18 protein-coding genes are annotated in these 19,094 nt (G+C 43.9%); 8 read left to right on the plus strand and 10 right to left on the minus strand.

The genetic code is table 11. The annotated features are described in order from the left end of the window. Nucleotides 1–55 precede the first annotated feature (55 nt). The 5 genes from H9653_RS04375 to hisIE form a co-directional block, all read right to left on the minus strand. Nucleotides 56–1,555: a UvrD-helicase domain-containing protein gene (locus H9653_RS04375; RefSeq protein WP_191690735.1), complete on the minus strand. Its 1,500-nt coding sequence runs from the start codon at nucleotides 1,553–1,555 to the stop codon at nucleotides 56–58. Between the two features lie 224 nt (nucleotides 1,556–1,779). Beyond that, on the minus strand, nucleotides 1,780–2,658 hold the full coding sequence (tatC, locus tag H9653_RS04380) for a twin-arginine translocase subunit TatC (protein ID WP_191690737.1): 879 nt from the start codon (nucleotides 2,656–2,658) through the stop codon (nucleotides 1,780–1,782). After that, nucleotides 2,658–3,374 carry a Sec-independent protein translocase protein TatB gene (tatB, locus tag H9653_RS04385; RefSeq protein ID WP_191690739.1) on the minus strand — a complete coding sequence of 239 codons (717 nt, stop codon included), beginning with the start codon at nucleotides 3,372–3,374 and terminating at the stop codon, nucleotides 2,658–2,660. Before tatB ends, tatC begins: the two co-directional genes overlap by 1 nt. A gap of 25 nt (nucleotides 3,375–3,399) precedes the next feature. Beyond that, nucleotides 3,400–3,639 carry a Sec-independent protein translocase subunit TatA gene (gene tatA, locus H9653_RS04390; protein WP_144297674.1) on the minus strand — a complete coding sequence of 80 codons (240 nt, stop codon included), beginning with the start codon at nucleotides 3,637–3,639 and terminating at the stop codon, nucleotides 3,400–3,402. A 189-nt stretch (nucleotides 3,640–3,828) separates the two neighbouring features. Next, a complete protein-coding gene (gene hisIE, locus H9653_RS04395) occupies nucleotides 3,829–4,677 on the minus strand; it encodes a bifunctional phosphoribosyl-AMP cyclohydrolase/phosphoribosyl-ATP diphosphatase HisIE (protein WP_191690741.1) in 849 nt (282 codons plus the stop codon). A 350-nt stretch (nucleotides 4,678–5,027) separates the two neighbouring features. Between hisIE and rpmI the strand changes: the two genes are divergently transcribed. The 5 genes from rpmI to H9653_RS04420 all read left to right on the plus strand — a co-directional run bounded on the left by rpmI (nucleotide 5,028) and on the right by H9653_RS04420 (nucleotide 10,126). Further along, a complete protein-coding gene (gene rpmI, locus H9653_RS04400; RefSeq protein ID WP_011281253.1) occupies nucleotides 5,028–5,225 on the plus strand; it encodes a 50S ribosomal protein L35 in 198 nt (65 codons plus the stop codon). A 131-nt stretch (nucleotides 5,226–5,356) separates the two neighbouring features. Then, nucleotides 5,357–5,713 (plus strand): 50S ribosomal protein L20, encoded by a 357-nt coding sequence (gene rplT, locus H9653_RS04405; RefSeq protein ID WP_191690743.1) that lies wholly within the window; start codon nucleotides 5,357–5,359, stop codon nucleotides 5,711–5,713. Between the two features lie 329 nt (nucleotides 5,714–6,042). Then, nucleotides 6,043–7,098, plus strand: a complete 1,056-nt coding sequence (pheS, locus tag H9653_RS04410) for a phenylalanine--tRNA ligase subunit alpha (RefSeq protein WP_191690745.1) — start codon at nucleotides 6,043–6,045, stop codon at nucleotides 7,096–7,098. Between the two features lie 68 nt (nucleotides 7,099–7,166). Continuing rightward, the gene (pheT, locus tag H9653_RS04415; RefSeq protein WP_191690747.1) at nucleotides 7,167–9,581 is read left to right on the plus strand and encodes a phenylalanine--tRNA ligase subunit beta; all 2,415 of its coding nucleotides are present in this window, start codon (nucleotides 7,167–7,169) and stop codon (nucleotides 9,579–9,581) included. Between the two features lie 248 nt (nucleotides 9,582–9,829). After that, entirely contained in the window at nucleotides 9,830–10,126 is a 297-nt protein-coding gene (locus H9653_RS04420; RefSeq protein WP_068403716.1) for an integration host factor subunit alpha, read from the plus strand. A gap of 189 nt (nucleotides 10,127–10,315) precedes the next feature. On the opposite strand, the gene H9653_RS04425 is transcribed toward H9653_RS04420, so the two are convergent. After that, nucleotides 10,316–10,672 (minus strand): hypothetical protein, encoded by a 357-nt coding sequence (locus H9653_RS04425; RefSeq protein WP_191690749.1) that lies wholly within the window; start codon nucleotides 10,670–10,672, stop codon nucleotides 10,316–10,318. A gap of 477 nt (nucleotides 10,673–11,149) precedes the next feature. On the opposite strand from H9653_RS04425, the gene ypfJ reads away from it, so the two are divergent. Then, nucleotides 11,150–12,052 (plus strand): KPN_02809 family neutral zinc metallopeptidase, encoded by a 903-nt coding sequence (ypfJ, locus tag H9653_RS04430; protein WP_318242147.1) that lies wholly within the window; start codon nucleotides 11,150–11,152, stop codon nucleotides 12,050–12,052. A gap of 182 nt (nucleotides 12,053–12,234) precedes the next feature. Here ypfJ and H9653_RS04435 read toward each other — a convergent pair whose 3' ends face one another. The 3 genes from H9653_RS04435 to trxA form a co-directional block, all read right to left on the minus strand. Further along, a complete protein-coding gene (locus H9653_RS04435) occupies nucleotides 12,235–12,480 on the minus strand; it encodes a hypothetical protein (protein ID WP_191690753.1) in 246 nt (81 codons plus the stop codon). 293 nt (nucleotides 12,481–12,773) lie between these two features. Next, the gene (rho, locus tag H9653_RS04440; RefSeq protein WP_068403707.1) at nucleotides 12,774–14,042 is read right to left on the minus strand and encodes a transcription termination factor Rho; all 1,269 of its coding nucleotides are present in this window, start codon (nucleotides 14,040–14,042) and stop codon (nucleotides 12,774–12,776) included. Between the two features lie 572 nt (nucleotides 14,043–14,614). Then, complete coding sequence (trxA, locus tag H9653_RS04445; RefSeq protein ID WP_068403703.1) at nucleotides 14,615–14,941, minus strand: thioredoxin; 327 nt, start codon at nucleotides 14,939–14,941, stop codon at nucleotides 14,615–14,617. Nucleotides 14,942–15,312: 371 nt separating this feature from the next. On the opposite strand from trxA, the gene H9653_RS04450 reads away from it, so the two are divergent. Both H9653_RS04450 and H9653_RS04455 read left to right on the plus strand, forming a co-directional pair. Beyond that, a complete protein-coding gene (locus H9653_RS04450) occupies nucleotides 15,313–16,026 on the plus strand; it encodes an RluA family pseudouridine synthase (protein WP_191690755.1) in 714 nt (237 codons plus the stop codon). A gap of 81 nt (nucleotides 16,027–16,107) precedes the next feature. Further along, on the plus strand, nucleotides 16,108–17,739 hold the full coding sequence (locus H9653_RS04455) for a flavin-containing monooxygenase (protein WP_191690757.1): 1,632 nt from the start codon (nucleotides 16,108–16,110) through the stop codon (nucleotides 17,737–17,739). Between the two features lie 20 nt (nucleotides 17,740–17,759). Here the strand turns inward: H9653_RS04455 and H9653_RS04460 are convergent, their stop codons facing one another. After that, a complete protein-coding gene (locus tag H9653_RS04460; protein WP_191690759.1) occupies nucleotides 17,760–18,695 on the minus strand; it encodes a D-2-hydroxyacid dehydrogenase in 936 nt (311 codons plus the stop codon). Nucleotides 18,696–19,094: the final 399 nt, after the last annotated feature.

Consider the following 19,094-nt stretch of genomic DNA (forward strand, 5'->3'; position numbering starts at 1 on the left):
CAATGTTATAAAAAGAGGTCGGCAAAGGCGATGAGGGGAGAGATAGACGGGCAGATTAAGTATTACCAAAAATCACCTTTTTACCCGTCTGCAGTCCTGATACCAAGTCTTTAATATTATGAATATCTAAATTGCTTTGCGCGCGCGTACACGCAACGTAGAGCAGACGCAGCTCTTCTGGGCTAATCTTGACCGCATTGGTGGTTACGTCATAATAAAAATCATCATCGAGCTGCACTTTGCCCCACTCAAGCCCTTTGGCTTTATGCGCGGTTGAGATGACATAATCAGCATTTTCGATACGGGTTAGGCTGTTAACTGCCTGCGTCAACACATTGGTACCATGGTCATCGACCAACTTCACCAAGGTTTTAAGGTCACTGCCTTCATTGGTTTCAGAGTATTCTTGAACGTCACCCCAATTATAAAAATACGCCAGTTCGGGCACGCCATACGCCGATTTACCATTTTTTAAGTTTTCGGCTGCCTGACAAAATTTAAGCATACGATCAGTATCGGCTTGTAACGCCACTCTATGCCCAAGTTTTAAACCAGTTAATAACTGCGACATCGCCGCAGCATTGGTACGGCAAAGAATGGCATCTTTTTTACTATGTACCATGCCTTTTTCGGTAGACGATTGCTTATTTGGATTGCCTTTTAATGGTACGTCTTCTTGTAAAGCTTTGAGCAAGGTATTGGCAATCTCGGCAATTGGTTCGCCAAAACGAAACGATTGGGTCAATAAGGTTTGCGGCAACGGCAGTTTTTTCATCGCATTGACCGCGCCGCGCCACTCATAAATCTGCTGATGGGCGTCACCGACATAAATCACCTGCCGTGGCTGCTGGGTCAAAATCCCCATCATCAACGGATCGGCATCTTGAGCTTCATCAAATAAGATAAAGTCCGCAGGAATACTCGGTTTCGATAGTGCCCACAATTTAAGATAAATATCATGGCCGATACCAGCCGGATGGCGCGCATCAATCGACTGTAACCAGCGCTGCTCAACAGCAGGGTAGAGCATTTCGCGTAACTGCTCGCTATCTGACTCAGCAAGCCAGCTTGGAAATTCAAGATGCCTTGGGGCAGGATAGCTGGCGTGGGTACTACAAAAATTACTCACTGCATCACTGACAAACCGCGACAAGCGCGCTGGCGTGAGGGTAATATATTTATTCACCCCATCCATTTGCCGGCGTACTTGTACCGGTTGTAAGCCCAAATCATCACCCAAACGCTTGGGTGAAAATCTCGGTAACGACAATTTAGCGGTAATATCACGTGGTACGTGACGGTAGGCTAATGAGTGAAACGTCCGACAATCGACATGACCGGGGAATTTTTGCCGCGCATCGTTGGCAATGGCTTTGTTAAAGGCTAAATACAAGCCGCGACCGCGCAGACGCTCACCAATTAATTTGAGCGTCGTGGTTTTCCCTGCGCCCGCATAAGCGACCACTTTAAATGACTTGTGATCCATCGCCATGTTTAGCGCGTTCAGCTGCTCATCAGTGGGATCGCTCATATAAGCTGGCATCGATGCGGACATAATAAAGCTACCTAAAAAACTAGAATGGGGTCAAGATTAGCGACGGTAAAAAAAGCCACTGCATAAACAATGGCTGACGGCTGATAATAACGGTGATATTGAGACACTCATTAACACTGAGGGTAGTACTGAGCGACTTAAATAAGAAAGCGATTTAAATAAGAAAGTTATATTAACAGATTAGCGTGTTGGCTGCTTTTTGAATAAGTGCCTGATAAGTAAAGTTATTCTTTCTTCAACTCTATATCGTCTGTCAAAGTCAGTTTACGTTCTTCTTTGATTAAAACTTTCGCCAAAAACAATCCCAGCTCAAACAATAACCACATTGGGATGGCAAGCATTAACATCGACACCCCGTCGGGCGGTGTAACGACCGCTGCAACGCCAAAACAGCCGACGATAATATAGCGACGTTTATCTTCTAGACTCTGAATGGAGACGACACCCGCCAATATCAATAGTAAAGTCACCACTGGAATCTCAAAGGTAAGCCCAAACACCATAAACAGCTTGAGCGCAAAGCTTAAATAACTGTCGATATCTGTCATCGGTAAGACGTTTTGCGGCGCAAACATGATAAAGAACTTAAGCACGCCCTTTAAAACAATAAAATAAGCAAACGCTACGCCCGCATAAAATAAAAATATCGAAGACATCAGTACAGGAATAGCAACTTTCTTCTCTTTTTTATACAAACCAGGCGCGACAAACGACCAAATTTGATACAAGATATAGGGCATTGCCAAAAATGCCGCCACAAAGATACTCAGACGTATTGGCGCCATAAAGTTAGAGGTGATATCGGTTGCTATCATCGTCGAGTTGGCGGGCAACTGAGCAACCAATGGGTCGGATAAAAAATCATAGAGCTCACGTGAAAATCCGACCAACGCCAAAAATATCACCAGTACCGCGACGCATATTTTAATCAGATGCCGACGCAATTCAATCAAATGCTCAGTAATCGGCATATCAGCCATTGAGCTTAAGATATCACCAGAGTCATCATGCGCAGCGGCATCTGTGGCGGCATCTGTAATAGCATCGATGTCTGTAGCCGTTACTTTTTCTTGACGGCTTTTTTTACGCTTAAATAAACCCACTAATCATTCTCCTGCTGCTTGGCGGAAGCCTGCTGAATTGATGATTTGTTAATCGATGGTTTATTTAACTGGTTATTTAATAACGTATCGGCTTTATAATTGGGCAGGTAGGGCGGCTGCGGCAGACGCCTTGCTTTGTCATAAGCGCCCAAACGAAACCACATGTTTTCCCAGGGTTTGGTAATGGCAGTTTGGATTATTTGATGGGTATTGTCGTTAACATCAGTTTTCAGATTAGCATCATTATTTGAGTTCTGTAATTCTAATGGTTCAGGCGCTGTTAATTTTTTATCGGAGTCATAGCGGTCGTAAGCGTAGTCAAATTCTTTTGGCGTTACTGATGAATGATCGTCTTTTTCATGGTCGATTTTATTACTAGCGCTATCCACTTTCGCAGTATTGACTTGATGCGCGGCTTTAAGATGCTGGTTTTGCGAGGATTCAAATTCTTGCAGACTGCCGCGCATCTCTGCCATCTCACGGCGCATTTCTGCTTCAGTTTCACGAATTTTCGCCAGCTCTTTTTGCATTTGCTGCCGCGTCTCTGCCAAGTCAAGCTCAGCTTCGATTTCAGACTGTAAAGTAGACACCGTACGACGAATTTTGGCATACCACTGCCCAGCCGTACGCGCCGCTTGGGGCAGTTTTTCTGGCCCCAAAACGATTAAGGCGATGACGCCAAACAGCAGTAATTCTGAAAATCCGATATCAAACATAATGTCTCAATGCCACTATTAAATGCTATACATTATGCTTGTCATCAACCTTGGTGGTTGTGCGCTCTTCAGGGTGCGCGTTGCCGTCATGATCGAGCACGACTTGTTTTTTGGCATGTTCAGTATTTTCATCTTTAACGGCGTCTTTAAAACCTTTGACCGCGCCGCCCAAATCTTTACCGGCATTTCTTAGCTTGGAGGTGCCAAATACGACCACCACCACCACCAATAAAATCAGCCAATGCGTAATGGAAAAACTACCCATGATGCTATCCTTCTGTCTTGGTTTTTAGTCTTTATATAAATACTTTGAGTGTATAGAATATTGCTGTCGTACACAAAAGCTATCGACAGCTTATGCGAAGTAACACGTCACACTATTATAACCTGCACTTGTGACAAAAAGGTGAAAGCAACAATAATCAAACAGGGTAACGGCTAAGCTTAAAAAACGCTAGCGCGCGGCTTTTTCATCAATACCTGACAGACCAAAACGTCGGCCTAGCTCATTTAATACCGCTTCTGATTCTATATCAAACCATGCCAAGCCCACTAAAGTATGGAACCAAACATCAGCGACCTCATAGATCAGCTCGTGACGCGCTTCGTCATACTGGGTTTTATCCACATTTTCATCGCAATTGGCTAAGTCTTTGGCCGCGATAATGCTCTCGGTACTTTCTTCGCCTACTTTTTCTAATATTTTATTTAAACCCTTGGCGTATAAGCTTGCTACATATGAGCTGTCAGCGTCTGCTTGTTTGCGCTCAGCCAATACTTTATCAAGCTGCTGCAAAATAGAATGAGTGGTAGCAAGTCTGTTATTTTGATGGGTGTGCAAATGGTCTATATCTTCCGCCGCCGCTTCATTAATTTTAGGCATTACTTTTGCTGCGGCGTTTGTCTGATAAATCTCTGCGGGATCTTTTAATACTTTATCGACGGTTTGCCATTCAGGTGTTTGTCCTGACAAATCCAAACGCTGATAAAAACAAGACTCGCGGCCAGTATGACATGCAATACCACCCGCTTGCGTGACGCTCAGTACAATCACATCAGCGTCGCAGTCCAAACGAATATCATGCACGCGCTGGGTATGCCCAGACGATTCGCCTTTATGCCATAACTTGCCACGCGAGCGCGAAAAATACACTGCCGTCTGCGTTTGCGCGGTTAATTGTAGGGATTCGGCGTTCATCCACGCCATCATCAAAATACGCCCTGACACATAATCTTGTGCAATTGCAGGAATCAAACCATCAGTATTAAAATTTACGGCAGCAAGCCAAGCAGGTAAAGTCATAATCTATCAGTCGTCTTATAAAAGAAATGAGAAAGTGGTAAAAAGTATAAAGTAATAAAGATAGCACTCAAACCCTACTTAAACACAGCTACCGCTGACATTCAATATGTTAACGCAGGAAATAAAGCGCAATTATAGCAGCAGCACGTTTTGCGCGTAGTGTATTTCATATCAACTAACGCACCCTATAAAGTAGCGATTAAAACTTTCCTTGGCAAAACAGCGTACTATCTGCTAAAATAGCGCCTCCCACCTCGAGGCAAATAGCCGTTTAGTGCTTGTTTTTAAAGCGACTATTCGTTTTACTATTTGACGACCAGGTTCTATCAAAGACAAAGAGGCAAATCATCATGAAAGTTAAGATGAAAACCAGAAGCGGCGCCGCTAAACGCTTCAAAAAAACAGCGAACGGCTTTAAGCGTAAACAAGCATTCAAAAGCCATATCTTGACCAAGAAATCAGCTAAGCGTATTCGCCAGTTGCGCGGTCTAAAGATGGTGGACAAGTCTGACGAAGCAGCAGTTCGTCGTATGTGCCCATACATCTAATAGCCTATCGTCATTTAGCTTTAATCAATTAAAGATATTTGACTTTGCAATTTGATAACGATGTCTATTAGTCAATTATTTGATGACATCGTGATTCGTTTAATAATGATTAAAAAATCTTGGAGTAATTTATGGCCCGTGTAAAACGTGGTGTACAGGCAAATCGCCGTCACAAAAAAATCTTAAAGCGCGCAAAAGGCTACTACGGTGCTCGTTCACGTGTTTATCGCGTAGCAGTACAAGCTGTGACCAAAGCTGGTCAATATGCATATCGTGACCGTCGCAACAAAAAACGTACTTTCCGTCGTCTTTGGATTGCACGTATCAATGCTGGTGCACGCTTAAACGGCTTAAGCTATAGCCGCCTTATCAACGGCTTGAAAAAAGCAAACATCACTATCGATCGTCGCGTACTTGCTGACATCGCTATGCATGATGCAGCGACTTTCACCGCCTTAGTTGAAAAAGCAAAAGCGGAATTAGCCTAAATATTAGTTATCCTTTAAGTATTCTGCTTGTTTGAGTGTTTGCTTAAATGGATAGCAATAATATTGATTAATAGTACGATATTAATAAAAGCTACCGCTGGTCGGTGGCTTTTTTTATAGTAGATTATTTTACAGCCAGTTTTACACCGCAAAAATGTAAAACGTTTTTAGTAAAGTTGCACTTTTTATTGTCTAAATATTCAAGCCATTTATATCACACGCCTTTGGTTGAAAATGAGTGGGTAAATGGTTTGCAATATTTGGTCAAATCCCTACAATTATAAATCACTATTATTAATAGTCCGTTTAAATCAGGAAGAATGCGTCTTATGACTACCCCTGCTGCTACCACCGATTTGTCGGCGCTACCGACCTTGTCCACCGAGCTCAGCGAGTTAAGCGAAGCCCAGTTAAATGAGTTTGCCAGTGCTGCTGAAGCGTTAGTTTTACAAGTAACCGATGTGCGCGCGCTACAAGATTTACGTGTGCAACTGACCGGTAAAAAAAGCCCATTAACCGGCTGGTCAAAGCAGATGGGCAAACTTAGCAGCGATGACAAAAAAACTTACGGTGGCTGGTTACATCAAGTGCGTAGCCGCATTCAAGATGCATTGACGGCGCAGCAGCAAGAGCTAGAAGTGGCGGCATTAAATGCCAAGCTTGCCAGCGAGAGCATTGATATCACCCTGCCTGCGCGCGGTGGTCAAAAAGGTCATTTGCATCCCGTGACCATGATTACCCAGCGTATGCAGCAGTATTTTATCCAAGCGGGTTTTAATGTCGCCACTGGCCCTGAAGTTGAGAGCGATTACTATAATTTTGAAGCGCTAAATATCCCGTCGCATCATCCAGCACGGGCGATGCACGATACCTTTTATTTTGATGCGCATTATTTACTGCGTACCCATACCAGTCCGGTGCAGATTCGCACCATGGAAAAGAATGAGCCGCCGATTCGTATTATTTGTCCAGGTCGCGTTTATCGTAATGATTCAGACCAAACCCACTCGCCGATGTTTCATCAGTTGGAAGGGCTTATGGTGACAGAATCGAGCACCTTTGCCGAGCTAAAAGGCTTGATTAGTGAATTCTTAGAAGCGTTTTTTGCCAAAGAGCTAACCGTGCGTTTCCGTCCGTCGTTTTTCCCATTTACCGAGCCTTCTGCTGAAGTCGATATCCTCGATGATAATGGTAAATGGCTTGAAGTCATGGGCTGCGGCATGGTACACCCACAGGTGCTGACCAATTGCGGTATTGATAGCGAAAAATACACCGGCTTTGCTTTTGGCATGGGTATTGAGCGCTTTGCCATGCTGTATTATGGTATCGACGATTTGCGCCTATTTTTCCAAAACGACGTACGCTTCTTAAAACAGTTTGGCTAGATGGTCGTTATTAATATGTCACCCTTTATTCTAAAATCTTTATTATAAAATTCAGATCCGAGATATTTATGAAAATTAGCGAACAGTGGCTACGTCAATGGGTAAACCCCAACAATAGCAGTGAGCAATTGGCCGAACAGCTTACAATGGCAGGGCTTGAGATTGACGATCGCTTTGCGGTTGCTCGTGCTTTTAGCGGCGTGGTGGTCGGTGAAGTGATTAGCGTTGAACAGCATCCCGATGCCGATAAACTGCGCGTCACGCAGGTCAATATTGGTGCCGCTGAGCCGTTACAAATCGTTTGCGGCGCGCCCAATGTGACGGTTGGTATGAAAGCGCCGGTTGCGACCGTTGGTGCCGTTTTACCATCTAACGACGCAGAAGGCTTTACAATTAAAAATGGCAACCTACGCGGTGTCGACTCTAACGGTATGCTCTGCGGTGCCTCTGAAATTGATTTAACCGATAGCATCGATGGTCTGCTTGAATTGCCAAGTGATGCACCGATTGGCATGGATATCCGTGAGTATTTAGGTTTAGACAATCAAATACTGGATATCTCTATCACCCCAAATCGCGGTGATTGCTTCAGCGTACGCGGTATCGCGCGCGAGATATCAGTCATTAACGATTTGCCAATGCAGCAGCCTGAGATTCCTGCCAACGTGCCAACTGACGCTAACGGTGCTGGAAATACTACGCCAGCAGTAACAGTAAGCGCGGTTGAAGCGTGCCCACGCTATTTACTCCAATCAATCAGTAACATTGATCGTAGCATCGATACGCCAAAGTGGATGACTGATGCGCTCGTACAGTCAGGACTGCGCTCGCATAACTTTTTGGTTGACGTGACTAACTATGTATTGATGGAACTCGGTCAACCGCTACATGCGTTTGATGCTGATACCATTGAAGGCGATATCGTAGTACGTTTGGCGCAGCCTGCTGAGACCATTACTTTATTAAATGAGCAAACTATTACTCTAACGGGTGATGAGTTGGTCATTGCCGATGATAAAGGTGCATTGGCACTTGCTGGTATCATGGGCGGTCAGCGCAGCAGTGTCACTGATAACACCACCAATATTATCCTAGAAAGTGCCTTTTTTAACCCATTAGCGATCGCTGCACGCGCCCGCCGTTTTGGTTTGCATACCGATGCCTCACAACGCTTTGAGCGTGGTGTCGATTTTGAATTGCCAGCGTTAGCACTAGCGCGTGCAGTTGATTTGATTACCAGTGTCACGAGCTCTCAAGCTGGGCAAATAGTAAAAGTAGAAAATATCGTGCACTTGCCAACACGTACGCCGATTACTTTGCCAATCACTAAAGTCCGTGAGGTCATTGGTATTGAGATTGAGCCTGCCGTGATGGTGCGTATTTTGACTCAATTAGGCTTTGAGGTAGAGCAGCAAGCAGATAAGCTGATTTGCACGCCGCCATCGTATCGTTTTGATATGAGTATCCGCGAGGACTTGATTGAAGAGATTGCCCGTATTTACGGTTATGATAATATTCCAAGCGTCTTGCCGCATTTGCAAGTCAGTATGGATTATGACGACACCGCGGACTTGACGCACGAGATGAAGCTCGCGCTAGTCGATAATGGCTATATGGAAGCCATTAGCTTTAGCTTTAGTGATGCAAAAATAGAAGCCTTGCTTGATGATAAAGCGCTGGGCGAAGTGTTGGCACTGGCCAATCCTATCTCTAGCGACTTGGCAGTGATGCGCCGTACTTTGCTATCAAGCTTATTGCCTTGTGTGCAATATAACCTCAATCGTCAGCAGCCGCGCGTGCGTTTCTTTGAAACGGGGTTAAGCTTTGTCGGTCAAAGTATTAGCGAGTTGGTACAAACGCCAAGTATTGCGTTGGTTGCTGTCGGCGATGTTTGGGATGAGCAAGCGTATCAAAACCGTGCGCTAGATTTTTATGATCTTAAGCATGATATTGAGCAGTTATTACCTGCGCAAATCGACAGTGCGCGTATCCGCTATGAGCGTAGTGCGCTTGCCTTCTTACATCCTGGTCAAAGTGCTAAGCTCTATATCGATGAGGTATACATCGGTTGGTTGGGTCAACTCCATCCTAATACCGCTAAACAGCTAGACTTGCCAGCGACGTGGGTGGCGCAATTGTCACTGGCGCCATTATTAACCTTGGTACGTGAACAGCACGCTATCACCACGCCAAGCAAATTCCCGCACGTACGCCGCGATATCGCCATCTTAGTCGATAGTGACATCAGCTTACAGACCTTGCAGGCGACGATTCGTGCCGCAGCTGATGAATTGCTGACAGATTTATGGTTATTTGATGTGTATGAAGGCGACAAAGTACCGACTGGTCAACGCTCTTTAGCATTCGCTTTAATATGGCAAGACAAAGCACAGACATTATCTGATGACGCAGTAAAAACGGCGACAGATAAAGTCGTGCAAGCGCTAACTGAACAGCACGCCGCTCAGTTGCGTGATAGCTAAAACCAAGATATAACCATCTAAAACGCTCTATGGCCTCTGCATAAATGAGGCTATGGCGTTTTGCTATTTATAAAAATGATTATCTGATAGAAATTTTCATCCTTAAAAAAGTTAAGTGGTTATTAATAAAGGATTTTCATGCAGACTTTATGAAAAAGATGACAAAAAACCTTTATAATAACTAACATTAATTCTCATGCCGCTAAACCATGATATTCGACATCACGACATAGCATAGGAGTCGTACTGTGAGCACCTTAACCAAATCTGACATGATTGAGCATTTGATGAGTCATCTTAACCTGACACGCCAAGAAGGCCGCTGTTTGGTGGAGAATTTTTTTGACGAGTTGTCAGAGAGTTTGATTGATGGCAAAGAGGTCAAGCTGTCAGGCTTTGGCAACTTTGAGCTTAAAGATAAAAACAGCCGTCCTGGGCGCAATCCAAAAACAGGGGAGCCCGTTGCCGTGTCAGCACGCCGCGTCGTCACCTTTAAAACAGGACAGAAGTTTCGCCAACAAGTGGATGAGCGCTTATTTGACTAATAATAATCTCGGCAGTAAGTGAAAATGATGGTTATCACAGTCTATTGAATATATTACTGTGATAACCATCATTTTTTATGTGGCGCTTTTATATCATACTACTTTTTATAAAACATAAATAGTAGACATAAAAAAAGAGAGCATAGGCTCTCTTTTTTACTGCAGTACTTTTATTATGAAAAATAAAAATTACTGAGCTGGTTCTTCAACAACAACTTCGTCAGCAGCGTCAACAGCTGGAGTTTCGCTAGCTACATCAACGCTAGTAGTAGTACCGTCTACAGGTACTTCAGCATCAACTTCGTCAGTAGCAGTAGCCGCTTGTGCATCAGCGATGTCAGCTTCAGCATCAGCTACAGCAGCTTCAGCTTCTGCAGGTACCGCTTCGCCTTCAGCAGCAGCTTCGTTTAGTTCTTCAGAAGCGTCTTGCACTTCTTCTTGCGCGTCAGATAAATCTTCAGCAGCGTTTTCTTTGTTGCTATCACAGGCAGTAAGGCCCATAGTTGCAGTCATGATACCAGCTAGAGCAAGTAATTTAAGTTTCATAGGGTTTCTCCGGAAAAATGAAATGATCAGTAGCAGCAAAAAAGGTTGAATATCTGAGATGTCCCAGAATTCAACTAGTATTAATTACAGCTACTCAGCTTTTACGCATTCTATATGATTTCTTTCTGCATGGAAAGAGGTTGTACAATTAAGTAACAATAAAATTGTAAACCGACTTTTAACTTGCTCATTTAATATACTTTTTAATACAACAAGCCAAATTAATCGACGTATAATCAATGACATCAGGACGTTTTAGCACTTTTTTGATAAAAGGATTTTCTTTAGGATTTTAAGCGTATTTCGAGATTATCGATAGGCTATTTATCAATAAAATTGACATTAAAATAAAGCAAAAATATAGAAGCGATTATGGTTGAAAGCTAGAATATAAAATCAACGGAATGAGTCATATATCTTATAACGTTAATAATCAAATAATAGGGTTTACTACGATAGTGATAGGCATGCTATTGGATTTTTAGGAGAAACATTATGAAGTGGCAAGACAGACGTGGCAGCTCGAATGTGCGCACCACCAGTGGCGGCGGCAAAATGATTGGTGGCGGTATCGGCGGTATTATCATTGCTGGTATTTTATGGCTGGTGTTTGGAGTCAATCCGATGACCGCCTTGCAAACGGGGCAAGTGATTACGGGTGGCGGCAATACGTCTACCCAACCTGCCACTAGTGATGACCGTGATACTCGCTTTGTAAAAGTCGTATTGGCGGATACAGAAGAAGTTTGGCATCAGATATTTAACGAGGCAGGGAGCACTTATAAAGAGCCGTCATTGATTTTATTTAATGGACAGGTCAGCTCAGCTTGCGGCAGTGCCAGCGCCGCCACCGGGCCTTTTTATTGCCCAGGCGATCAGACGGTATATTTGGATACGTCGTTTTTTGTAGAAATGCGGCAAAGTTTGGGTATTACTGGCGATGAACAAGGTTCAGGCGATAGTGAAAATCAAGGTAAAGCGGGAGACTTTGCGCAAGCCTATGTCATCTCTCATGAGGTCGGTCACCACGTGCAGACTTTGCTTGGTATTACTCAGCAAGTCAATGAAGCCAGTCGTCAAGTAACACGCGCGCAGGCTAACAGGTTATCCGTCATGCAAGAGTTACAAGCCGATTGTTTTGCAGGTGTCTGGGCGCAGCGCAATCAAGAGCGCGTACAGTTCTTAGAAGCGGGCGATATTGATGAAGCCATCAATGCGGCCAGTCAAATCGGCGATGACCGTTTAGCGCGTGCCGGTGGCGGCGCTGTGGTACCAGATAATTTCACTCATGGCACCAGTCAACAGCGCGTGCAGTGGTTTACCCGTGGTTTAGAGAGCGGTAATGTACAAGCATGCGATACTTTTAGCGGCGCGCTATAGAGTTCGTTTTGTGTTATAAAAATATTTGGGTATTGCTTACCCTATAAACGTAAAAAAGCCTGCAAATCCATTGCAGGCTTTTTTCTTGCTAACTTTTTAATAGTCAGCTATCTTTTTTCAATATTCATGTAATCTATCATCTTAATTAAGATAATGATTTAATCATAGCTAACGAATAGTGATTAACGAGTTTGGTCAAGGATATAAGCACCTGCGCCACCAACAGCAGCACCGCCCAATGCCCCGCGAGCGATATCTTTACTGTCGCCGCCACTTCTGATCAAAGCGCCCGCTGCTGCGCCCGCTGCTGCACCTTTAGCAGTGTTGCTTAAGCCACTGTTGTAACCATAACCATTGTTAGCACAACCGCCCATCATCAAAGCTGAGCTTGCAATCGCAGTTAGTGCAAAAGTTTTAGCAAATTTCATGGTATCACCTATTAAGTTGTCAAATTTGAAATCCAATATACAGGATGTATCTAAATATGTCTGTACTACTTTTAATAATAGCTTGTTTGTCTCTATCAAGCCGTAGTAGAAACGCTAAGCTTTGCAAATATACGGTAAATTATGTTACTTCGCTGTATCATTGGTAGGGGTTTTGCTTATAGTTATTGTATTTATGGTGATAGTCCGCTAACTGTTTTTTGCAATTGCGTAATTGCAAAACCAAAAAGACCACATAAAGTGGTCTTTTTTAATCTATAAGTCATGCTATCGGTCTAGTTTTGTGACTTACGTTTCATTTGCTCAAAGAATTCATCATTGGTTTTGGCTTCTTTTAAACGATCAAGCAAAAACTCAGTCGCTTGCACGCCATCCATCGGTTGTAACAGTTTACGCAATATCCAAACTTTACGTAGTTTATCTTCATCAAGTAGGCGCTCTTCGCGGCGGGTACCGGATTTCTTGATATTAATCGCAGGGAAGACGCGTTTTTCGGCTAAGTCACGCTCAAGGGTAATTTCTTGGTTACCCGTACCTTTAAACTCTTCAAAGATAACACTGTCCATTTTACTACCTGTATCAATCAAGGCACTGGCAATGATGGTTAAGCTGCCGCCTTCTTCGACGTTACGCGCCGCGCCAAAAAAGCGTTTTGGACGTTCTAACGCGTTAGCATCCAAACCACCGGTCAATACTTTACCCGATGATGGAATAACAGTGTTGTAAGCACGGGCAAGACGGGTGATAGAGTCAAGCAAAATGACCACGTCTTGCTTATGCTCGACCAGACGTTTAGCTTTTTCGATGACCATTTCGGCGACTTGGACATGGCGCTGCGGTGGCTCATCAAAGGTTGAGGCAACGACTTCACCGCGCACGGTGCGTTCCATCTCGGTTACTTCTTCTGGACGCTCATCAATGAGCAAGACGATAAGGTAGCATTCAGGATTATTGCGGGTGATAGACTGAGCAATAGATTGCAAGAGCATGGTCTTACCGGCTTTTGGCGGTGCAACGATAATCGAGCGCTGTCCTTTACCAATCGGGGCAATCAGGTCGATGATACGACCAGTCAAATCTTCAGTCGTACCATTACCAAGCTCTAGCTTTAATTGCTCAGTTGGAAATAATGGCGTTAAGTTCTCAAAAATCAGCTTATGACGCGAGCGATCTGGGGTATCAAAGTTGATTTCACCAACTTTTAGTAGCGCAAAATAACGCTCAGAATCCTTTGGCGGACGAATGGTGCCCGCGATACTATCGCCCGTCTTGAGACTAAAACGGCGAATTTGGCTCGGACTGACATAAATGTCGTCAGGGCCTGCTAAATAAGAGCCCTCTGATGAGCGTAAAAAGCCAAAACCATCAGGAAGTACCTCAAGCACACCGTCGCCGTAGATGGCTTCGCCGTTACGGGCATGGGTTTTTAAGATAGCAAAGATAATGTCTTGTTTACGGCTACGCGCCATATTATCAAGGCCCATTTCTTTGGCGATGGCCAATAGCTCAGCGATTGATTTTTTCTTTAGTTCAGTAAGATTCATAGATAGGTCATTAGCAGTTGATCAGATGAGAGATGCCATTATCAGCACAAATCACGACAAGGATTAAACAAAGGGTGTAGGGCGATAGAGGGTATATACACAGGGCTTGGGGCTTATGTAGGATTTGTTTTACGTGCCAGCTTATAAACGCCTTGCAAGACAGTCGGGCAGGTTTATAAAAAGTGAAGATAAAGAAGTCTACATAAGAGTCTGCGTCAAAAACTCAATATCAGTAATTGTGTTTAGTCATTGCGTTCAGTAGTGGTGTTTTATAATGACGATTGTGTTTTTGTTGATAAACACGAGGAGAATAGCGACAAGACACTTAGGAAAATGATTAGTTTTCTCTTGTCAGCAGACTATACGGCGTTCAAGACAGCGTTGTCAATAATTTTTGCTAAAAAAGCTATAATATCCAGCTTTTTGCTCAGAAAAGCAGCAAAAAAGCCATTAGCTCAAAAAGATAATGGCTTTTTCAATACGTACTTTATAAATAGCATAGCGCATTCTTTAAAATCGCTATTTTTAACAAACACCTTTAGCGATTATTAGAGGGCGTGTATTAACCGTACTTATAGATGTTTATCTAATACTTTAGCAAGTTCAGCTTTTGGCTGTAAGCCCATGACTGAATCGACTTTTTCGCCATCTTTAAAGACAAATAGCGTTGGGATGTTGCGGATACCAAAACGGCTCGCTGCTTGCGGGTTGTTATCGACGTCGACTTTAACGATTTTGACTTTACCTTGGTACTCGCTCGCCAAATCTTCTAAAATAGGTGCAATGGCTTTACAAGGACCACACCAAGTTGCCCAAAAGTCTACTAGCACTGGCATATCAGATTGTAGAACGTCTTGGTCGAAGTTTGCATCAGTGGTATTAACAATAAGGTCTGACATAATTTATCTCTCTTGTTTTATTATTTCTATCACCAGTCATCATACAATACGGCTGTCATATTCGAGCGATGAGTGGTTAAAGAATGGTTGGGAGGTGGTGAAAATCTGCCATTATATTAACATGTTTGCTCAAAGTTGACAGATGCAGGCGGGTTAAAATGTTTAACTATTACTATTAGCACAATAAATCGACACATAATGACACAGGTTATGTTTTATCTGTCACCCTAATCTCTTGCGGGCATTATTCTACATCTAGCATGTTTACCGTGTAGCGCCGTTAATATTTCTAAACCCTAATATCATTTATTGCCTTATTAGAATAATCTATTTTTAGACCACCAACCTTTTGATATAAGTAGCCCATTTTTATGCCTTTTACCGATGAAGCAATAAACGCCTTAAACGCTCAAGAAAATGCCTATCCTCTTGCGTTTTTCCAAAAATTTGCCCAAGACATTACTGTCTATGAAGACGATGACATTTGGGTTGTTGATAAGCCCGCCGGACTGTTAAGCGTCGATGGTAAAAGCCTTAAGGTAAGCTTATTGGCACGGCTCGAGCGCGCCAATCCGGCGGTAAAATTGATTCATCGTTTAGATATGGATACTTCAGGGCTACTAATTTTTGCCAAGAATGCCGCCGCACAAAGCCATATTAGTAAGCAATTCATCGACCGCCTGCCGCAAAAAAGCTATCAAGCGCGCGTCTTTGGGGCGTGGCAGCGTGTCGGTGCCAAAGGCGAGATATCAGTGCCAGTGCGCTATGAGCCCACGACCAAACCGCGGCATATCGTTGACTATGATTGGTCAAAGCATGCATTGACATTGTATGAAGTATTGGCGCATGAAGAATGCAATGGTCAGGTCGTCACCCGCGTGCTGTTAAAGCCCGTGACCGGACGCAGTCATCAGCTGCGCGTGCATATGGTACACGTCGGTCATGTGATGATTGGCGACCCAATCTATGCTGAAGGTGATGCCTTAACGATTGCGCCGAGGCTTAATTTACATGCCCAGCATTTGCGCCTCAAGCATCCGACGCTTGGTGCTTGGATGGATTGGGAAAGCCCATGCCCTTTTTAGCCACTCCTCTTTAACAACTTTTTTGATCAGCTCATTTTAAAAAGCTTTTTTAAATAAATCATGCAAAACAAGGATCGTATTATGCTTGATATCAATACCGCTAAACAGACGCTTAAACAGCGCTTTAAACCTAAATCGTCGTCATCTACCTCAAAGACGCCCGTCGATTGCGAGGTGCTGATTATTGGCGCAGGGATTGCCGGTATCGGTATGGCGTGTCGATTGCAGCAGCAAAAGCACAAAGGGCTGTTTGGGCAGAAAAGCCCAAGTCGCTTAAAACAGCGAGCCACAAGAAAGCGGCAAAAAACTAGCCAGCGCTTTGTGGTATTAGAAAAACGCGCAGACTTGGGCGGTACGTGGGATTTGTTTACATATCCTGGTATTCGTTCCGATTCTGATGCTTTGACCTTTGGCTATAGCTTTCGTCCATGGTTGGACCATCGGGTATTGGCAAAAGGCGATGATATTAAAAACTATATTGCCGATACCGCGCGTGTGTTTGGCGTCTCTGAGCACATTCGCTATCAGCATGAGGTGCAACAACTGTCTTGGTCAAGCCATAGTCAGCAGTGGACGGCAACGGTAAAAAACCATGTAAGCGGCGAGGTATTTGCCTTAACGGCAAAGTTTGTCGTCGGTGCTACAGGCTACTATGATTATGAGCAAGGTTATCGCCCGCATTTTGAAAACGAAGCAGATTTCCAAGGTGAAATCATCCATCCGCAGCATTGGCAAAACGTCAATTATGACGATAAAAAAGTGGTCATAATCGGTAGCGGTGCCACCGCGATGACGCTACTGCCCGCTATGGTCGATGAAGAAAGCGAGCAGTGCGCGCAGCACGTCACTATGCTACAACGCTCGCCGACCTATGTAGCAAGTGTACCGGGCGATGATTATGCGCTTGATTGGCTGGCAGGTAAATTTTCGCCGTTATCAAAAACGCAAGCTTATAAGCTACTGCGCGCGCGTAATGTGTTGATGCAACAAGGGACGTATCGAGCGGCGGTGTTTGCGCCCAAGGTGATAAAAGCCTTATTAAAGCGTGGCGTTAAAACCGAGTTAAAGGGCAGCGGGGTTGATATTGCGCATTTTATGCCTACTTATAATCCGTGGGATGAGCGGCTTTGTGCCGTGCCAGACAGCGATTTGTTTAAGGCATTACATGGCAAGCACGCTGCCGTCGTGACTGATCAAATTAGCCACTTTACCAAAACTGGCATCATGCTTGATTCTGGTAAACACCTTGACGCTGATATTGTTGTGACCGCAACGGGGCTAAAGCTGCAAATGCTTGGCGGCGCGAAACTATATATCGATGGACGGGCAATTGATATTGGCAAACGCATGACGTATAAGGCGGTGATGATTGAAGGTGTACCAAATATGGTGGCGCTATTTGGTTATACCAATGCGTCGTGGACGCTCAAAATCGATTTGGCTTGTCAGTATGTGCTGCGCTTGCTCAACCATATGCACAAGCACGGTTATCAGGTGGCAGTGCCACACGCAAAAACTGCGCATAGCGAGGCGCATACGCAGCCAGATACGGTCATGGGCGCGCTAACGGCAGGCTACGTGCAGCGCGCGCAACACGAATTACCGAAACAAGGCGATATTTATCCTTGGCGAGTCACCAATAATTATCTGAGTGACCGCGTGATGCTTAAATACCGTAAAGTAAAAGACGACTGGTTACGCTTTAGTCGTTAAGTGTTATTAGTGATTGTCTTTTAATGCTTATCGATAAATTCTGAAACTTGCTTACTTAAAATTTGCCACAAGGTTTCTTGCGCGCTTTTGCTGCCCCAAGCGTTATGTGGGCTAAATATCACCCGAGGATGATTAGAAAGGGTTAATAAAGGGTCGTCTTTGACAATCGGCTCTTGCTCAAATACATCGGTGGCATAACCAATAATTTGCTCGTTGTTAATGGCATCGCTCAGCGCTTGGCTGTCGACAATACCACCACGAGCGACATTAACAATTAGTGGCTGCTTAGCCATTTTTGCTAAGGTGTCTTTATTAATTATGTGCTTGGTTTGCTCGTTTAATGGGCAATGTAAGCTCAATACATCAGACTGCGCAAGTACCTCATCGAACGCCGTATAATCCTCATTACGCGGCGTACGCCCTTGATGCTCCGCCCACAATACCGTCATCCCAAAAGCGCGGGCGATGTCGGTGACACGTTTACCGATAGTGCCAACACCAATAATACCAAGCGTCTTATCTTCCAAATCTATCAGTGGGATATCGAGCAAGCAGAAATTACCATTATCTTGCCACGTACCGTCAGCAACTTTTTCATGATAATAGATGCCTGCGCGCATGGCCGTTAGCATCAGCATAAAGGTATGCTCGGGCACGCTTTTGACCGCGTAACCAGCGACATTATACAGCGCGATATTTTGCTTAGCACAGGCATCTTGATCGACATTATTCATACCAGTGGCAGTTAGCTGGATAAGCTTTAACTTGGGCAAATTGGCTATGACGTCAGCGCTGATTTGGACTTTATTGGTAAAAATAATGTCGGCATCTTGACAGCGCTCAATAATCAGCTCCTGAGGCGTATCGTCGTAAGTAATATAGTCGGTAACGCCAACGGGTGCTGGCAAGTCGACATTATCAGAAAAAGTACCTTTGTCTAAAAAAACCGCTTGCATGATGATTCCTTATTTCATTGTTATTTTAAATAGATGACATTTTAAATAGAGTACGTTTTAAATGGGCTTGCATTTTAAATAGGCTGACAGAGTTATTGGCTTAATGTAGCACGTTGCCGCACTTAGTCAAAAAATGCGTCAAAAACCTCATCGAAAAACGTGCAGTAAAAAACCTCTACTTCAATTGAAATAGAGGTTTTATTTTATGCAACAGGAGTTCTTGTACTTATATCGTTCCTAGGGCGTGTCCCTAATTGGCAAAAAAGTATATATCTTCTAAAATAAAGCATACACTTTATAAAATAAGAGGTATATAAGAAAAATGGCCAGACAAGCATTGACCGATAATCTCTGGGAACAGCTACAAGTGACTATGGCACAACATGGTTGCTACCGAAA

The organism is Psychrobacter communis, from assembly GCF_014836505.1.
GTDB lineage: Bacteria > Pseudomonadota > Gammaproteobacteria > Pseudomonadales > Moraxellaceae > Psychrobacter > Psychrobacter faecalis.